The sequence below is a fragment of the Nitrososphaerota archaeon genome (genome assembly GCA_011605775.1).
In the GTDB taxonomy this organism is placed as follows: domain Archaea; phylum Thermoproteota; class Nitrososphaeria; order Nitrososphaerales; family JAAOZN01; genus JAAOZN01.
The window spans coordinates 1-14,561 of record JAAOZN010000040.1 but is presented as its reverse complement, the minus strand read 5'-3'; the positions used below and the strand labels follow the sequence as shown (position 1 = coordinate 14,561).

Below are 14,561 nucleotides of genomic sequence, written 5' to 3'. Positions count from 1 at the left end.
ATGGTTGGGTTGGTATGAGGTTAAGGCTTGGGCTTATAGGTAAGACGAATACAGGTAAGACGACCTTCTTTAACGCAGCTACCCTATTATCTGGAGAGGTTTCTACTTACCCCTTTACGACCAAGACACCCTACGCAGGAACAGCATCAGCAATAACACTCTGCGTCCATAAAGAATTCAAAGTAAAGGACGACCCAGTTAACTCAAAATGTATAGAAGGCTGGAGGCTTATACCCGTGGAACTTATAGACTTACCGGGTTTAATTAAGGGTGCCTCTGCGGGCAAGGGTTTGGGCTTTCAATTCCTCAGCCACGCCGCGCAGTCAGACGCCTTACTCCACATAGTTGACGCATCTGGTAGTGTGGATGCTGATGGGCGTATAACAGAGCCTGGGACAGGAGATCCTGTTGCAGACATAGGTGACATAGAAGAGGAGCTCGTCCTCTGGTATCTTCGCCTTCTGCAGAACAACGCCGATAAGATTTCTCGAAGCATAAAAGGTGGGTCCGCGTTAGAAGCGGCCATCAGAGAAGTCTTCAGCGGCATCGGCGTGAAAGAGCTTCATGTGAAGACCGCTTTACAGCAAGCAAAGCTTGAAGGTAAGGACTTTGAAAACTGGTCGGATGAAGAGTGTAAAGAATTCTGCTGGATACTAAGGGACATCTCCAAACCCACACTGATCGTAGCGAACAAGATGGATCTTAGAACAGCACCAGAGAACTTTAAGCGTATACAAGAAGCCTACCCAGATATGATCGTCGTGCCAGCCAGTGCTGAAGCAGAGCTGATACTGAGGCGGGCTAGTGAAAAAGGTCTAATAGAGTATATACCGGGTGAGGAACGCTTTAAGGTAGTGAATCCGAATCTGCTGAACGAGAGACAGAGGTGGGCGCTTAACTTTATCAAAAGAGCGGTCTTAGGCCAATTCATGAGGACTGGTGTCCAATTCGCTATTAATGTCGCTGTCTTCAAGCTTCTAAGGATGAACACCGTCTACCCCGTCTATGATCCCACCAAGCTCTCCGATAAACATGGACATGTGCTACCAGATGTGCTCCTTATGCCCTCAGGCTCTACTGTTAGAGACCTAGCCAGAGAGATACATACTGAGTTAGAGAAGGGGCTGCTCTACGCTATAGATGCTAGAACAGGTCTAAGACTACCCACAGACTACGAGCTCAAGGACAGAGATGTTCTATCTATCGTCTCGGCAACAAGATCAAGGAGTTAGCGGCTTAACCCTCCTCCACCTCACTCCCTGTGGAGTGTCCTCAAGTAACACACCACGTCTCCTTAACTCTTCTCTGATTTTATCTGCGGTTGCCCAATCTTTTCTACGCCTAGCCTCCTCCCTCTCCTTGATCAAGGCTTGAAGCTCCGGTTCAAGCTTCTCCTCATATTGTGGTATGACGTTAAATATTGCGTTGAAGGAGTTTACGAATGCTCTGCAGAACTCTAAATCCCTCTGCGAAATCTTACCCTCATCTAATGCCTTATTAACCTCTCTCATAAATTCGAAGAATACTGCAAGTGCAGCTGGTGCGTTTAGATCGTTATCCATCTCCTCTTCAAACTTTCTCCTATATTCTTCAACAGATTCGGCCAACCTATCTTCGCTTGACGATGGTTTTCCTGTAGATAACCTTAGGTTGAATTCTTGAAGCCTTCTAACGGTGTTCTCAGCGTGCATCAGCCCCTCAAAGGTGAAGTTCAACCTATCCCTATAATGCGCTGAGAGCAGTAGAAATCTTATAGCGGTTGGGCTATAGCCTCTCGCTAAGAGGTCCCTTAGCGTAAAATAGTTGCCAAGCGACTTCGCCATCTTCTGCCCGTTGACAAGAAGATGTTCACAGTGCACCCAGTATCTAGCTAAGGGCTTACCTGTAACAGCTTCTGACTGAGCGATCTCGTTCTCGTGATGGGGGAATATGAGGTCAACACCACCTGAATGAATATCGAATGTTTCACCCAGATACTTCATAGACATAGCAGAGCACTCTATATGCCAGCCTGGTCTACCCTTACCCAACTCGGTTACCCAGAAGACGTCTCCGTCCTCCTCATCCCACGCCTTCCAGAGTGCGAAGTCTCTTGCCTCCTCTTTAGAATACTCGTCAGACTTCACTCTCTCAACCCTAAGACCAGCGCTTCTAACACCAGAAAGCTTACCATAATCTTTGAAGGCTGATACCCTATAATAGACCGAGCCCTCAGAGAAGTAGGCAAACCCTTTTTCAAGAAGCCTCTTAATTAACAAAACCATCTCAGGTATGTGCTCAGTCGCCCTCGGATAGACCTCGGCCCTCTCTATACCTAAAGTATCGACGTCTTGAAAGTAGGCTTTGATGTATCGATCTGTATACTCTCTAAGAGAAACGCCTTGCTCCCTCGACGCCCTTATAGTCTTATCGTCAACATCGGTTAGATTCTGAACCTGAAAGACCGAGTAGCCCTTATACTTCAAGTACCTCCTAAGTAGGTCTTGGAAGACAAATGTTCGAAAGTTCCCTATATGCGCGTAATCATAAACCGTTGGTCCACAAGTATAGATCTTGACCACTCCGTGCTGTAGCGGGATAAACTCCTCTGCTCTCCTGCCGAGGGTGTTGAAGAACCTTAGTGCCATCAGTTTTCAGCCTTATGTTAAAGTGGGTTCTACACCTATTCTATCACCATCATAGTTAGTGTTGAGCGAACCCCGCTTAACCCACGTATCTTTCTTGAGATCACTTCTTTAAGTTTATCCATAGTCGGAAGATCCACTTTAACTACGATATCATATACCCCATAGACTTCGTTCGCTTCAACAACACCCTCGATGTTGCGCAGCTCCTTTATCAGTGCTTTCTCGGAACCCAACTCAGCATTAATCATAACAAACGCTATCGGCATACTATCAAATGTAGATGCACAGATATATATTTCTTACCGAAGCTCGACACCACAACAATCTTATCCCGATGAAAGGCACATCAAGCAGAAGAACTTATATACGGCGTGTTAGATACCGCACGGAAGGTGGAGGGGAAGTGCGAGGCGATCTACTTTACCGCGAGTGTGATCACCTTTTCAACCAGCATCGATTATAGAACCCTTCGAGTATCATCCAACCCTCCTTCCAATCGAATAAATAAATCTCTAAGGGGTGTTTCTGTTGGTAGAAGATGTAGTAGTCTTTAAGTTCGGAGGCTCGGTGCTCGACAGCGATGAGCACATCAAGAAGGCAGCGCAGAGAGTCAAGGATGTGCATGCAGGAAGTCTGGGTGTTGTTGTGGTCGTTTCGGCTCTGCGTGGTGTAACCGACTCCCTACTTTCAACCGCGCGTATGGCGAACCCTAATATCACCCCAGAAATGCTTGATGAGGTCCTCTCTATGGGCGAGCGTACGAGCGCGAGGCTCTTTGCCGCTGCGCTGAAAGGATTCGGGTTAGATGCTGTTGCGGTTGACCCCGATTCACCCCATTGGCCTATTGTAACAGATTCGAACCATCTTGACGCTAACCCGCTCTACGAAGAAACGAAGCGGCTCGTTGAGGAGCGGCTAAAGCCTCTGCTTAATGAGGGTAAGGTTCCTGTGGTCTGCGGATTCGTTGGGAAGACGCTGGATGGTAAGATTACCACGCTCGGTAGGGGTGGTAGTGACACTACAGCGGTGCTCCTTGGAAGCGCTCTGAAGGCGAAGGAGGTGGTGCTTGTTAAGGATGTGGGTAAGGTCTTCTCCAGCGACCCGGATAAGGTTTCTGATGCAGTGCCTTTAAGCACTCTTGACTCAGAGGAGGCGTTAGCCCTTAGTCTAGGCGGCGCGAAGTTCCTACATTATAAGGCACTGAGGTATAAGGCTGAGGGGGTGCCTATCTACATAGCGAGCCTCGATTCTGAAGATAAGGGGACGATGATAGATGGTGAGCCGCTTCTCAACATAGATATCGAAGCCTTACCAGATCCAGTCACTATGATAACAGTAGTCGGCAACATAAACGGCTCATACAGAGCCATTGGTGAACTATTAGATACGGTCTACTCTGGTGGGGGTAGGGTGATCTCTATGGGCTCTGAGCCGAAGTCCATTGTGCTCTATGTATTAAATGGGGACAAAGTTTTAGGGAAGCTGCATTCTTGGGTTGTTTCGACAGGCTTCGGGAAAGCGGTCAGCAGCTACGGTAACCTCGTTATGATAACTGTTAAAGCCCCTGCTATGGAGACCAGCCCAGGTATGGTTCAGCGTGTTACTCAGCCGCTTGCTAGACACGGGATAAACGTCTACGGCTTGGTTACAGCGGGTTCATCGATAAGGCTCTTTGTTTCGATGGCTGATCGAGATAAGTCGCTTGCACTTCTCCGAGACGCGTTGATGGTGACTAGTAGAAAGGAGGTGAGTTAAGATGGGTAAGCATCTTAGAATCGCTAGGCTGACTAGAAAAGGTAGGATGCTCTGTATACCAATGGATCACGGCATCAGCATAGGTCCGGTGAAGGGTCTTGACACAATTTATCTTACGATTCAACAGATCGCTGAGGGAGGGGCTTCGGCGATTCTTGTTCACAAAGGTATCCTTAAGGGTCTTCAAACTCACCCGGGTACTGGTATAATTATGCACCTCTCAGCCAGCACAGATATCGGTCCATCGCCTAACCGTAAGATGCTCGTCGCGGGTGTTGAAGAAGCGATTAGGTTGGGTGCTGATGCTGTCTCTGTGCATATCAACATAGGTTGTAAGGATGAGCCTGAGATGTTGCAGGATTTGGGGCTTGTTGCTGATGAATGTGATAGCTGGGGTATGCCTCTGATTGCTATGATGTATCCGAGGGGTGAGAACATAAAGAACCCGTATGATCCAGATGTGGTTGCGCACGTAGCGAGGGTTGGTGCAGAGGCTGGTGCTGACATCGTAAAGACGGTCTACACAGGAAGCCCAGAGACCTTCAGCAAGGTGGTGCGTGGATGCCCTGTGCCAGTAGTTATAGCTGGCGGACCTAAGGTGAATAGTGATAGGGAGGTGCTGCTTATGGCTAAAGGCGCGTTGGACGCTGGGGCGATGGGTGTGACCTTCGGTAGGAACGTCTTCCAGCACACTAGTCCGCGTGGCATAACGAAGGCTCTTAGTAGGCTTGTGTTCGATGGTGTGGGTGTAGATGAAGCGCTTAAGGCAGTGAATGAGTGAAATGTTCGAGGGTAAAGAGGTTATCATCGAACCTATAGTAAAAGCGAGCGACCTAACGAACTTCATAGAGGGCGCCAAAGCTCTAGGTGTAAAGAAGTTCCTCTGCAAACCAGTCGAGGGTGTTGATGTGGAGTTCATTCAACCTTCTGAATCTGCTGAAGAGGTTAGGGGACTGGTGCTGAGAAAGAGGATTACGGATAGGGCAGATCTTGAGAAGATCATAGTGGATGCAAAGAGAGGCGCTAAAGCCGTGCTCGTTGAAACCGCTGACTGGAAGATCATACCATTAGAGAATCTCGTAGCCGAGCTTCAGTCAAGTGGCTGCAAGCTATATGCTTACGCTTCTTCGCCTAGCGAAGTTAGGCCGCTGCTCGGTGTGTTGGAGCGTGGTGTGGATGGTGTTGTGCTGAAAACCTCTAGTCTTGAGGAGGTTAAGCAGACCCTCGACTATCTTAGGGCTGTTTCCTTTGTTCGTCTTGTGCCTGTTGAGGTGCTTGAGGTTAGGGAGGCTGGTGTGGGTGATAGGGTTTGTGTAGATACATCCTCGATGCTAAGCTTGGGCGAGGGGCTGCTCGTAGGTAGTAGATCTAACTTCTTCTTCCTTGTTCACAACGAATCCTTGGGTTCAAAGTTCACCTCACCCAGACCTTTCCGAGTAAACGCTGGGAGCGTCAGCAGCTACATACTCATGCCAGACGGCAGAACAAAGTACTTGTCTGAGCTTGAAGCCGGAGACCAAGTGCTGGTGGTGAGCCCTAAGGATCCGCCTAGAGTAGCTACAGTAGGTAGGGTTAAGATAGAGCGTAGACCAATGGTCTTAGTTAAAGCCTCGTTTGGAGAGGAGGTTGGGAGCGTACTGCTTCAGAACGCTGAGACTATAGCCTTGGTCTGCGAGGATGGTAAGGTGAAGTCTGTGACCGAGCTTAAGCGTGGCGACCGCATACTTGCTAGTGTAGTGGAAGCGAAGGGTAGGCACTTCGGAGCAGCTGTTGACGAATACATCTTAGAAAAATAGGTGTCGGATCTTAGGGATGAAGGTATGTGTTTCGGTAGGTGCTAAAACCTACGCCCTCCTTAAAAAGAAGGCTGATGCTGCTATAAAGCTGGGTGCTGATCTGGTCGAGCTTAGACTCGATTACCTTCGAACATTTGATGTTGAGAAGCTGAAGAACGTGACCAAGGGTATAGAGGGTAGGTGCATCCTAACTCTCAGATCTAGCAAAGAGGGTGGGCGGTTTACAGGGGATGAAGCGAAACGCATACAGCTCCTCTACCACCTAACAGACCTTAAGCCAGCCTACATCGATATAGAGTTAGATACCGTGAAGAAAGAGAAGAAGCTTACAGAAGTTTACACAAAGACCACGTTGATAGCCTCTAAGCACAGCTTCACCAACACACCGAACCAATCTACCTTAAGCAGATGGGTGGAGGAGGCGTTGAGCTTCGGAGGCGTGGGTAAGGTCGTAACCACAGCGAGAAGGTTCGAAGACAACCTTAGAGTTTTGGAGGTGCTGAAGCAAGCACCGAAAGGTAGGCTCATAGCGTTCTGCATGGGTGAGTTAGGGCTCGTTTCTAGGGTGCTTGCTCCGATGCTCGGCTCTCCTATAGTCTACAGTTGCTTGAAAGAGGCTACTGCTCCAGGGCAGATAGAGTTAAGTGAAGCGCTTAGGTTGTATCGTGTGCTAGGTTATGAAGATCGACTATAAGACCAAGATCTATGGGTTAGTTGGGCATCCGCTCGAACATACAGCCTCCCCAGCCATACATAACGCAGCATTTGAAGCACTCGGTCTAAACGCGGTCTACCTCGTCTTCGACATAGAGCCTACAGTGTTTGAAGATGCCATAAAGGGTCTGAAAGCGCTTAAGGTTTGCGGCTTTAACGTCACAATACCCTATAAAGAGCAGATTATCCCGCTGCTCACACACCTAGATCCATCGGCTGCGAAGGTTGGTGCGGTCAACACGGTCAAGCTAGATGGTGACTCCCTACTAGGCTATAACACAGACGTAATCGGCTTCTTAGCCCCGCTTCTGGAGCTCGATCTTAAACTAAATGAGATGACGGCTCTAATATTGGGTGCGGGCGGCGCAGCAAAGGCTTGTGTAAGGGCACTTCTAGAGGCTGGTTGCAGAGAGGTAATTGTGCTTAACAGAAGTATAGAGCGTGCCCTCAACCTATCTAAGCAACACAACACTAAACTGAAGGTGGGGCATCTTAACGAAGAGAGCCTAAAAGAAGCCCTTAGCAGAGCAAGTTTGGTGGTCAACGCAACCCCTGTCGGCATGTACCCGAATGTGGATGAGTCGATCATACCTAAGGCTCTTCTAAGAAGCGATCTAATCGTCTACGACCTAGTCTACAGACCAACCCAAACCAAGCTCCTTAAGGAGGCTAAAGAGGCTGGTGCAACAACCATCTCTGGCTACAAGATGCTACTTGAGCAAGCAGCAGAATCCTTTAGTATCTGGACTGGGCTCGAGCCTCCTAAGGAAGCTATGCTCAAGGCTTTGAAGATGGAGCTCGGTGTTGAGGATGTGGGGTAGGGCTGAAGCATACGGCGCCGTCTCTGTAGTAAACGCGGTTGCAACAGGTTTAGGATGCTCACTCGGTGTATGCTTGAGGCTCGAAGCTGAAGTCAAGATAATCGATGGAACCGAGGGGGTGGATGTGAGGTTAGAGGGGGTAGAGCACCAACCCAGCGACGTAGAATCCTCTAAGATTATGGCACAAGCGATAATAGAAGCTCTAGCCAAAAGAAGGGTAGGCGCAGAGGTCACCACATACTCAGAGATACCGTTGGCAAGAGGGCTCAAGAGCTCAAGCGCAGCTGCGAACGCCATCGCGCTAGCTGCCAAAGCAGCTTTAGGCACGGAGGTCGATGATTTAGAGCTCGTCAAGATAGGCGTTAACGCCGCCATCAAAGCGAAGGTAACCATAACAGGCGCTTTTGACGATGCCTGCGCAAGCTACTTCGGCGGCTACTGCCTCACAGACAACACAAACCTCAAGCTCCTAAAAAGAGAGCAGGGACCTGAAGACCTAGAGGTGGTGATTTATGTGCCTGAAGAAAGGTTGGAGAAGCAGAAGATAAGCAGGCAGAATGTGGAGCGATTCAAACCCTTCGCTCTACAAGCATTCAAGCTAGCCTCAGAAGGTAAATATCTAGAAGCCCTAACCATAAACGGGTTGGTCTACTCAGCAGCACTAGGCTTTGATGTAAGGGCTGCTGCAGAAGCCATAAAGCACGGTGCTCTAGCCGCTGGGCTCTCAGGAACCGGGCCAGCGGTATCTGCGCTCTGCAGAAGCGAGTTTGTTAATGAGCTGGTTTCAGCATTACAGAACTTAGGCGGCAAGGTTATCTTAACTAAAGTTAATAATAGGCGGGCGAGGGTGCTGGCCAGTGGTTAAGGTTAAAGTATATCCTTCAGTCGTTAATGGTTTTGTCGAAGCGCCGCCGAGCAAGAGCTACACGCATAGAGCGGTTATACTAGCAGCGCTCAGCGACGGTCTCTCAAAGATCAACCGACCTCTATCGGCTAGAGATACAAATGCGACAATAGAAGCGGTTAAAGCAATCGGCGCCGAAGTAACCAAGCAAAATATCTCTCTATCAGTTAGAGGTGTTGATCGCCCCCAGACCCCCGAGGATGTGATAGATGCGGAAAACTCTGGCACTACCATCAGAATAATGACCTCAGTATCAGCTCTAACCCCCAGCGGCTATACCGTGCTCACGGGAGACAGCAGCCTAAGGCAGAGACCGATGCAACCACTTTTAGACGCTCTAACGCAGCTAGGTGTAAAATGCTGGTCTACCAGACTTAACGGTAAGCCACCCATCTTGGTGCAGGGTGGTGGCATAAAAGGTGGCGTCGCTGTGATAAGGGGGGATATTTCATCTCAGTTCATCTCCTCCCTACTTATAGCAACACCTCTCGCTGACAACGACACAACGATTCAAGTAGCCGGCAAGTTGGTCTCAAGACCATATGTTGAAGCAACCCTCCACACTATTCGTGAATTCGGCGGCGAGGTAGCGAGCCCTAGGGAAGGGGTCTTCCACATACCACACGGTCAAAGATACAAGCCTACAGAAGTAGATATCCCGGGCGACTTCAGCTCGGCAGCCTTCATAGTAGCCTCAGCAGCACTTACAGGCGGTGAAGTCGAAGTCGGTAACCTCTCCTTGCAACAACCACAGGCGGACAGCAGCATCATAGAGATCCTACGAGATCTTGGTGCTGAAGCGGAGGTTAAGGAGGGGTCTGTTAGAGTTAGGGGCTCTAAAGATATGCTAAAGGGTGGGGTATTCGACTTATCAGATTGCCCAGACCTCCTACCAGTAGTAGCTGTGCTTGGGTTGAGGTGTAGGGAGGGTGTGGAGGTAAGGGGGGTGGCGCACGCTAGATACAAAGAAACAGATAGGTTGACTGTGTTGGCTGAGGAGTTGAGTAGGATGGGCGCCGAAGTAATGCTCTACGAAGACGGCTTGAAGATCAAAGGAGGCACGCTTAAGAGGTGCACACTTGACTCAAAAGGCGACCATCGCCTATTCATGGCATTCTGCCTAGCTGGGTTAGCAACACAAAGCGGATGTGAAGTGATAGGTGCTGAAAGTGTCGATGTCTCATACCCGACCTTCATAGAAGATATGAGGAAGCTGGGTGCATCTCTGGAAGTGGAGCAAGATGCCGGCTAACCTAATAGGTGAGCGCTTTGCAGTTATGAGCTTCGGCGAAAGCCACGGTAGATGCGTAGGTGCGGTTATAGACGGCTGCCCAGCTGGCTTACCTATAGAGGTAGAGGAGATTCAGCGTGAAGTCGACCTTAGAAGACCAAGCAGCCCCATATCAACAGCAAGAGTGGAATCAGACCGAGTAGACATCCTCTCCGGCGTCTTTAACAGCAGAACAACAGGCGCACCTATCTGCATGGTGGTCTGGAATCGCGACGTAGATTCAACACCATATGAGGAGATTAAGGACACACCCAGACCGGGGCACGCAGATTACCCTGCGCGTGTAAAATATCTGGGGTTTGAGGACTATAGAGGGGGCGGGCGCTTTTCAGCAAGAGTGACCGTTGGGTTTGTGATGGCCGGGGCTGTTGCTAAGAAGCTGCTGAGCAGATGCTTAGGTGTGCGTATAATAGCCTACACAAAAGAGATAGCAGGCATAAAAGCGTCTGAAATGAGTTTAGATGAGATAGAGCGGCGTAGGTACCTTAATGAGGTCAGATGCCCGGACGAAGAAGCGGCGAAACTCATGAGGGAGAAGATACTTGAGGCGAAAGAAGAAGGAGATAGTGTAGGCGGCATCGTAGAATGCATAGTAGATGGCTTAAGGGCTGGTGTCGGAGAGCCCATATTTAGCTCGCTCGATAGCGAGCTCAGCAAAGCAATATTCTCCATACCAGCGGTTAAGGGCGTAGAATTTGGCTTAGGCTTCCAAGCAGCAAGGGTCAAAGGATCAGAAGACAATGACGAATTCACCGTCCGAGACGGTAAGATTGTAACTTTAACCAACCGCTCAGGCGGGGTGCTCGGCGGGTTATCGACTGGTATGCCGCTTGTGTTCCGAGCAGCCTTCAAACCACCATCATCCATAGCAAAGAAGCAGAAGACCGTCAACCTCAGATCTATGAAGGAAGTAGAGATAGTGGTCAAGGGGCGCCACGATCCCTGTGTTGTACCGAGGGCTGTTCCTATAGTTGAGGCGGTAACAGCGATAGTTTTGGCAGATCTGGCCCTGAGAGGCGGGTACATACCAGCGGTAGTAGAGAAGTGAGCCACTTTGGATGATCGTGAACTGCTTGAAGAGATCAGAGAGCAGATAGCTGAAAAGACGCGCATAATAGCTGAAGCGTTCTGCCAAAGGACGCTCCTAGTAAGCAAGATAGCGTCTCTAAAAGCGAAGCTCAACCTATCTATCGATGATTACCGAGTAGAGAAGAATTTGGCTAATCAGATCAGAGAGATATGTAGCAAATACAGCTTGGACCCAGCCAAAGGACTTAAACTTCTTAACCTACTTATTTCGGAATCGATAGCCTTACAGAAACCAGCGTACAAACCTCTAATCACACCCACAACTGTATTTGAAGAAAGTCGGCGCCTAGAGGAGCAAGGCTCAAAAGTAATCCATTTAGAAGTTGGTGAACCTGACTTTGGCCCGCCGCAAAGAGTATTAGATGCTACGGTAAAAGCGCTTAAAGAGGGGCGCACACACTACACCTCAAAGTACGGTCTACCTGAGTTAAGAAGAGCCTTAGCAGATAAGATGAGTGAAAGATGGGGAGCGTCTATCAAACCAAACGAAGTCCTAATTACACCAGGAGGGAAGGCGGCTCTCACTCTTGCACTCTCAGCCACCTTAAGCCAAGGCGACTCAGCAATAATCATCGAACCATCTTGGCCAGCCTATAGGAAATGCGTTGAATCCTTTGGTTGTAGAGCTAGGGTCGTGCATACAAAGCTCGAAGACGAATGGGAGCTTGATGTAAACAAAATAGAGGAGCTGATAGATGAGACAACAAAGACCATCATTCTAAATTCGCCCAGCAATCCAACTGGCAAATCTCTGAAAAGAAGAACCATCGAATCAATAATAGAAATAGCTGCCAAACACAACTTAACCATATTAAGCGACGAAGCATACACGGAATTCTCATACGAAAACCGCCACAGCCTACTAGCAGAAGACTGCGAAAAGATAGTAATAGGCACATTCTCTAAAGCCTGGGGTATGACAGGCTTCAGACTCGGATACATAATCACATCAAGCGAACGCTGCGACACCATCGCAGACCTCGCAGGGGACCTCTACACTTGCGTTCCAGAGCCTATTCAGTTGGCTGGTGTAGCGGCGCTGGACTGCTTTGATGAAGTTGACGTCTATGTAGCAGAGATGAAGAAGAGGCGTGAGCTCGTAACATCGCTACTTAAGCCTCTACCAATAGAGTATAAGGAGCCTGACGGCGCCTTTTACATCTTCTTTAAACTTAAAGGTGGTATAAGCGGTGAAGAGTTCGTTGAGCAGATGCTTAAGAAGCATCGAGTAGCCCTAACACCGGGCTCAGGCTTCGGGAACTACCCTCAATTTATTAGGTTGTCGTTCTGCAGACCAGAAGAAGAGCTGCGTGAAGGGGTGGCGAGGATGCGTGAGATGCTGTGAATATAGCTGTAGTAGGCGCTGCTGGCAGCATGGGGAGGTGGTTCACCAACTACTTTATCAAGGAGGGGCACAAGGTTAGGATCTATGATAAGAGGAGGAAAGACGCTGAAGCGTTAGCAAAAGAGATGGGCGCAGAGTTTACACCAACCCTAAAGGAGTGTATCTATAGGTCTGATGTTATATTTCTCTCAATACCTATAGAAGCTACGCCTAAAATGGTGGCAGAGATAGGAAGGGTTAGAGAAAGCAGCGCGCTGCTAGTGGAAATCTCGTCCCTGAAGAGCCCCACAATTTCAGCCTTAAGACGGCTACCTAAACATATTACACCTCTTTCATTGCATCCCTTATTCGGCCCAGGTCTGACCGATTTAAAGTCTGGGCGCATAGTCGTGGTCAAAGTGCAGAATCTAGAGCGTGAGGCTGAGTTAGCTAGACAGCTTTTTCCAGAGGCCAGTTTTGTAAAGTGCGATGTGGAAGAGCATGATAGGATGATAGCCTTCTCTCTAACCTTACCTTACTTTGTGAATCTCGCTTTCGGTCTTTCTATATCGAAGCTTAAAGTAGTGAAGCTACGGCAGTATGCTGGGACAACATTGTCTATGCAACTTGACCTACTGGAAGCTGTTATTCAGAGCAGCGGACACCTCATCTCCACGTTATTAACAAAGAACCCATATTCACAGGAAGTAGTCAAGCGGTATCTTGATGCGGCGAGGAAACTCAGCCAATATGTGGAGAGAGGAGCAGCGTTAGAGAAGGTTGTTAAGAGGTTAGAGAAGAAATTGTCTTTAGACCCAGCGTATCGGGAGGCCTACCAAAACATATACAGATTAGCTGAGAAGAGCCACTAAAGGCGCAACCCAAAAGATTGAGCAAATTCTTCGAAGCGTGAATATGCGACAAGGAACTGGCGCCCTTGATCACTAATTCTGTATCTCATACCCCTCTCTGCGTTGACCTCCTCGATGAGCCCACATTTGACCAAGTCTTTTAATAAGCGGCTTAACCGTGAGTACGATATATTACCCTTGCGAAGCAGAGTTGTTATACCAACACCCTTTTCTGAGTCAGAATTCTTTGCGATCGTGAGTATATCGACGACGATTCGTAAAGAGTTTCTATACACCATTCTTTAAGACACCACCCTTTAATGAAGCGAACTTAACTATCGGGGCTAAGAGGGCTGAGAACCCTATCAACTTTAGAACCAGAGATGTAGAGTACCAAAACGGCCAAGATAACTCAACGTAGCTTATCCACCTTATGAGCTCGCTTACAGCGAGGAATATGAGGCCAAGAGATAACACTAACGTTTCAGCCCTCCTCGTCTTCATATATGATATAGCGGTTTCTACCGCCGCATATATTAGTAGGTAAAAAGAAATAGACTTCAGAGCAGCTGAAATTTGAATAACGGGTAGGCTTAGCGGGAGTATCAAGGGCATAACTGAGACCCTCTGAGTTGCCCTAACGTTAAGTATATACGAGAAGGCTAAGAAGAAGAAACCTAAGGTCTCTAAGAAACTTGAGGCGATTGTAAAGAAGGCTGTTGCAAGGGCGAGGATAGGAAGCACGCCAACATACCCAAATACGGCAAGTGCTTCACAGGTAAAGCCTAAGAAGAGGAGAATAAATGCTGAGGTGAGCCTAAGCAGAGCTGGGCTGCCTGTCTCTCTGTATCCGATTAACGAAATATAAGCTATGGATAGCCCTATGAATGCTCCGAGTAGAGCGAGCATACCCTCAGCAACGAGTAGGGTAGACAAGGCCCTAGGGCCCCTCTTAGTCTAACTATAGGCGGGGTTATTAAAGCCTTCCTTGCCTAACAACCTAGACAAGCAGCTCAGCTAACTAGACTCTACGTCTACCCTTCTTTAAAATTTTTATACCCCTTTTATCGTAATCGCATGTAGTAGGAAGATGATGGAGCCGGAAGATTACTCGATTCCCGCTACACCCGGAAGGTATCGACTGGTGGTGTGATGGCCGAGACCTGCAGTAAATGTGGACTTCCACGTGATCTCTGCGTCTGCGAGGAACTTAACAAGCAGGAGAGTAGGATAATCATTAGGTTGGATATGCGGCGCTTCAAAAAACCGACTACGATGATAGAGGGGCTTAATATGAAGCAATCCGAATTAGAGAAGCTTGCACAGAGCCTTAAAACAAAACTAGCGTGTGGCGGTACAGCGAAGGACGGATATGTGCTTCTACAAGGT

Annotated in this window: 16 protein-coding genes; 12 read left to right on the top strand and 4 right to left on the bottom strand. The window is 48.6% G+C overall.

The window, feature by feature from the left end; genetic code table 11:
• Window positions 1-14: 14 nt before the first annotated feature.
• Entirely contained in the window at window positions 15-1,232 is a 1,218-nt protein-coding gene (locus tag HA494_03755; GenBank protein ID NHV96884.1) for a redox-regulated ATPase YchF, read from the top strand.
• Here HA494_03755 and HA494_03750 read toward each other — a convergent pair.
• The gene (locus tag HA494_03750; protein ID NHV96883.1) at window positions 1,221-2,627 is read right to left on the bottom strand and encodes a cysteine--tRNA ligase; all 1,407 of its coding nucleotides are present in this window, start codon (window positions 2,625-2,627) and stop codon (window positions 1,221-1,223) included. The two genes, HA494_03755 and HA494_03750, sit on opposite strands and share 12 nt — an antisense overlap.
• Before the next feature lie 35 nt (window positions 2,628-2,662).
• A complete protein-coding gene (locus HA494_03745) occupies window positions 2,663-2,893 on the bottom strand; it encodes an Lrp/AsnC family transcriptional regulator (protein NHV96882.1) in 231 nt (76 codons plus the stop codon).
• A 262-nt stretch (window positions 2,894-3,155) separates the two neighbouring features.
• Between HA494_03745 and HA494_03740 the strand changes: the two genes are divergently transcribed.
• Genes HA494_03740 through HA494_03695 form a run of 10 tightly spaced genes read left to right on the top strand, consistent with a single transcriptional unit; the run spans window position 3,156 to window position 13,193 of the window.
• Window positions 3,156-4,382, top strand: a complete 1,227-nt coding sequence (locus HA494_03740; GenBank protein NHV96881.1) for a hypothetical protein — start codon at window positions 3,156-3,158, stop codon at window positions 4,380-4,382.
• 1 nt (window position 4,383) lies between these two features.
• Window positions 4,384-5,163 carry a class I fructose-bisphosphate aldolase family protein gene (locus HA494_03735; GenBank protein NHV96880.1) on the top strand — a complete coding sequence of 260 codons (780 nt, stop codon included), beginning with the start codon at window positions 4,384-4,386 and terminating at the stop codon, window positions 5,161-5,163.
• Window position 5,164: 1 nt separating this feature from the next.
• Window positions 5,165-6,178, top strand: coding sequence for a 3-dehydroquinate synthase (locus tag HA494_03730; GenBank protein NHV96879.1), 1,014 nt, complete (start codon window positions 5,165-5,167; stop codon window positions 6,176-6,178).
• A 16-nt stretch (window positions 6,179-6,194) separates the two neighbouring features.
• Window positions 6,195-6,872 (top strand): type I 3-dehydroquinate dehydratase, encoded by a 678-nt coding sequence (aroD, locus tag HA494_03725; GenBank protein NHV96878.1) that lies wholly within the window; start codon window positions 6,195-6,197, stop codon window positions 6,870-6,872.
• Entirely contained in the window at window positions 6,862-7,713 is an 852-nt protein-coding gene (locus tag HA494_03720; GenBank protein NHV96877.1) for a shikimate dehydrogenase, read from the top strand. Before aroD ends, HA494_03720 begins: the two co-directional genes overlap by 11 nt.
• Window positions 7,697-8,578 (top strand): shikimate kinase, encoded by an 882-nt coding sequence (locus HA494_03715; protein NHV96876.1) that lies wholly within the window; start codon window positions 7,697-7,699, stop codon window positions 8,576-8,578. Before HA494_03720 ends, HA494_03715 begins: the two co-directional genes overlap by 17 nt.
• Window positions 8,571-9,869, top strand: coding sequence for a 3-phosphoshikimate 1-carboxyvinyltransferase (gene aroA, locus HA494_03710; protein ID NHV96875.1), 1,299 nt, complete (start codon window positions 8,571-8,573; stop codon window positions 9,867-9,869). Before HA494_03715 ends, aroA begins: the two co-directional genes overlap by 8 nt.
• Window positions 9,859-10,956 (top strand): chorismate synthase, encoded by a 1,098-nt coding sequence (aroC, locus tag HA494_03705; protein NHV96874.1) that lies wholly within the window; start codon window positions 9,859-9,861, stop codon window positions 10,954-10,956. The genes aroA and aroC overlap by 11 nt, the downstream gene beginning before the upstream one ends.
• A 6-nt stretch (window positions 10,957-10,962) precedes the next feature.
• The gene (locus HA494_03700) at window positions 10,963-12,342 is read left to right on the top strand and encodes an aminotransferase class I/II-fold pyridoxal phosphate-dependent enzyme (protein ID NHV96873.1); all 1,380 of its coding nucleotides are present in this window, start codon (window positions 10,963-10,965) and stop codon (window positions 12,340-12,342) included.
• Window positions 12,339-13,193 (top strand): prephenate dehydrogenase/arogenate dehydrogenase family protein, encoded by an 855-nt coding sequence (locus HA494_03695; protein NHV96872.1) that lies wholly within the window; start codon window positions 12,339-12,341, stop codon window positions 13,191-13,193. The genes HA494_03700 and HA494_03695 overlap by 4 nt, the downstream gene beginning before the upstream one ends.
• Here HA494_03695 and HA494_03690 read toward each other — a convergent pair.
• Together HA494_03690 and HA494_03685 are read right to left on the bottom strand one after the other, a co-directional pair.
• The gene (locus HA494_03690) at window positions 13,190-13,471 is read right to left on the bottom strand and encodes a winged helix DNA-binding protein (GenBank protein NHV96871.1); all 282 of its coding nucleotides are present in this window, start codon (window positions 13,469-13,471) and stop codon (window positions 13,190-13,192) included. The genes HA494_03695 and HA494_03690 overlap by 4 nt on opposite strands.
• Complete coding sequence (locus HA494_03685; GenBank protein NHV96870.1) at window positions 13,461-14,108, bottom strand: hypothetical protein; 648 nt, start codon at window positions 14,106-14,108, stop codon at window positions 13,461-13,463. Before HA494_03685 ends, HA494_03690 begins: the two co-directional genes overlap by 11 nt.
• Before the next feature lie 216 nt (window positions 14,109-14,324).
• On the opposite strand from HA494_03685, the gene yciH reads away from it, so the two are divergent.
• Window positions 14,325-14,561, top strand: a 237-nt coding sequence (gene yciH / locus HA494_03680; protein NHV96869.1) for a stress response translation initiation inhibitor YciH, incomplete at its 3' end; no start/stop codon positions are given.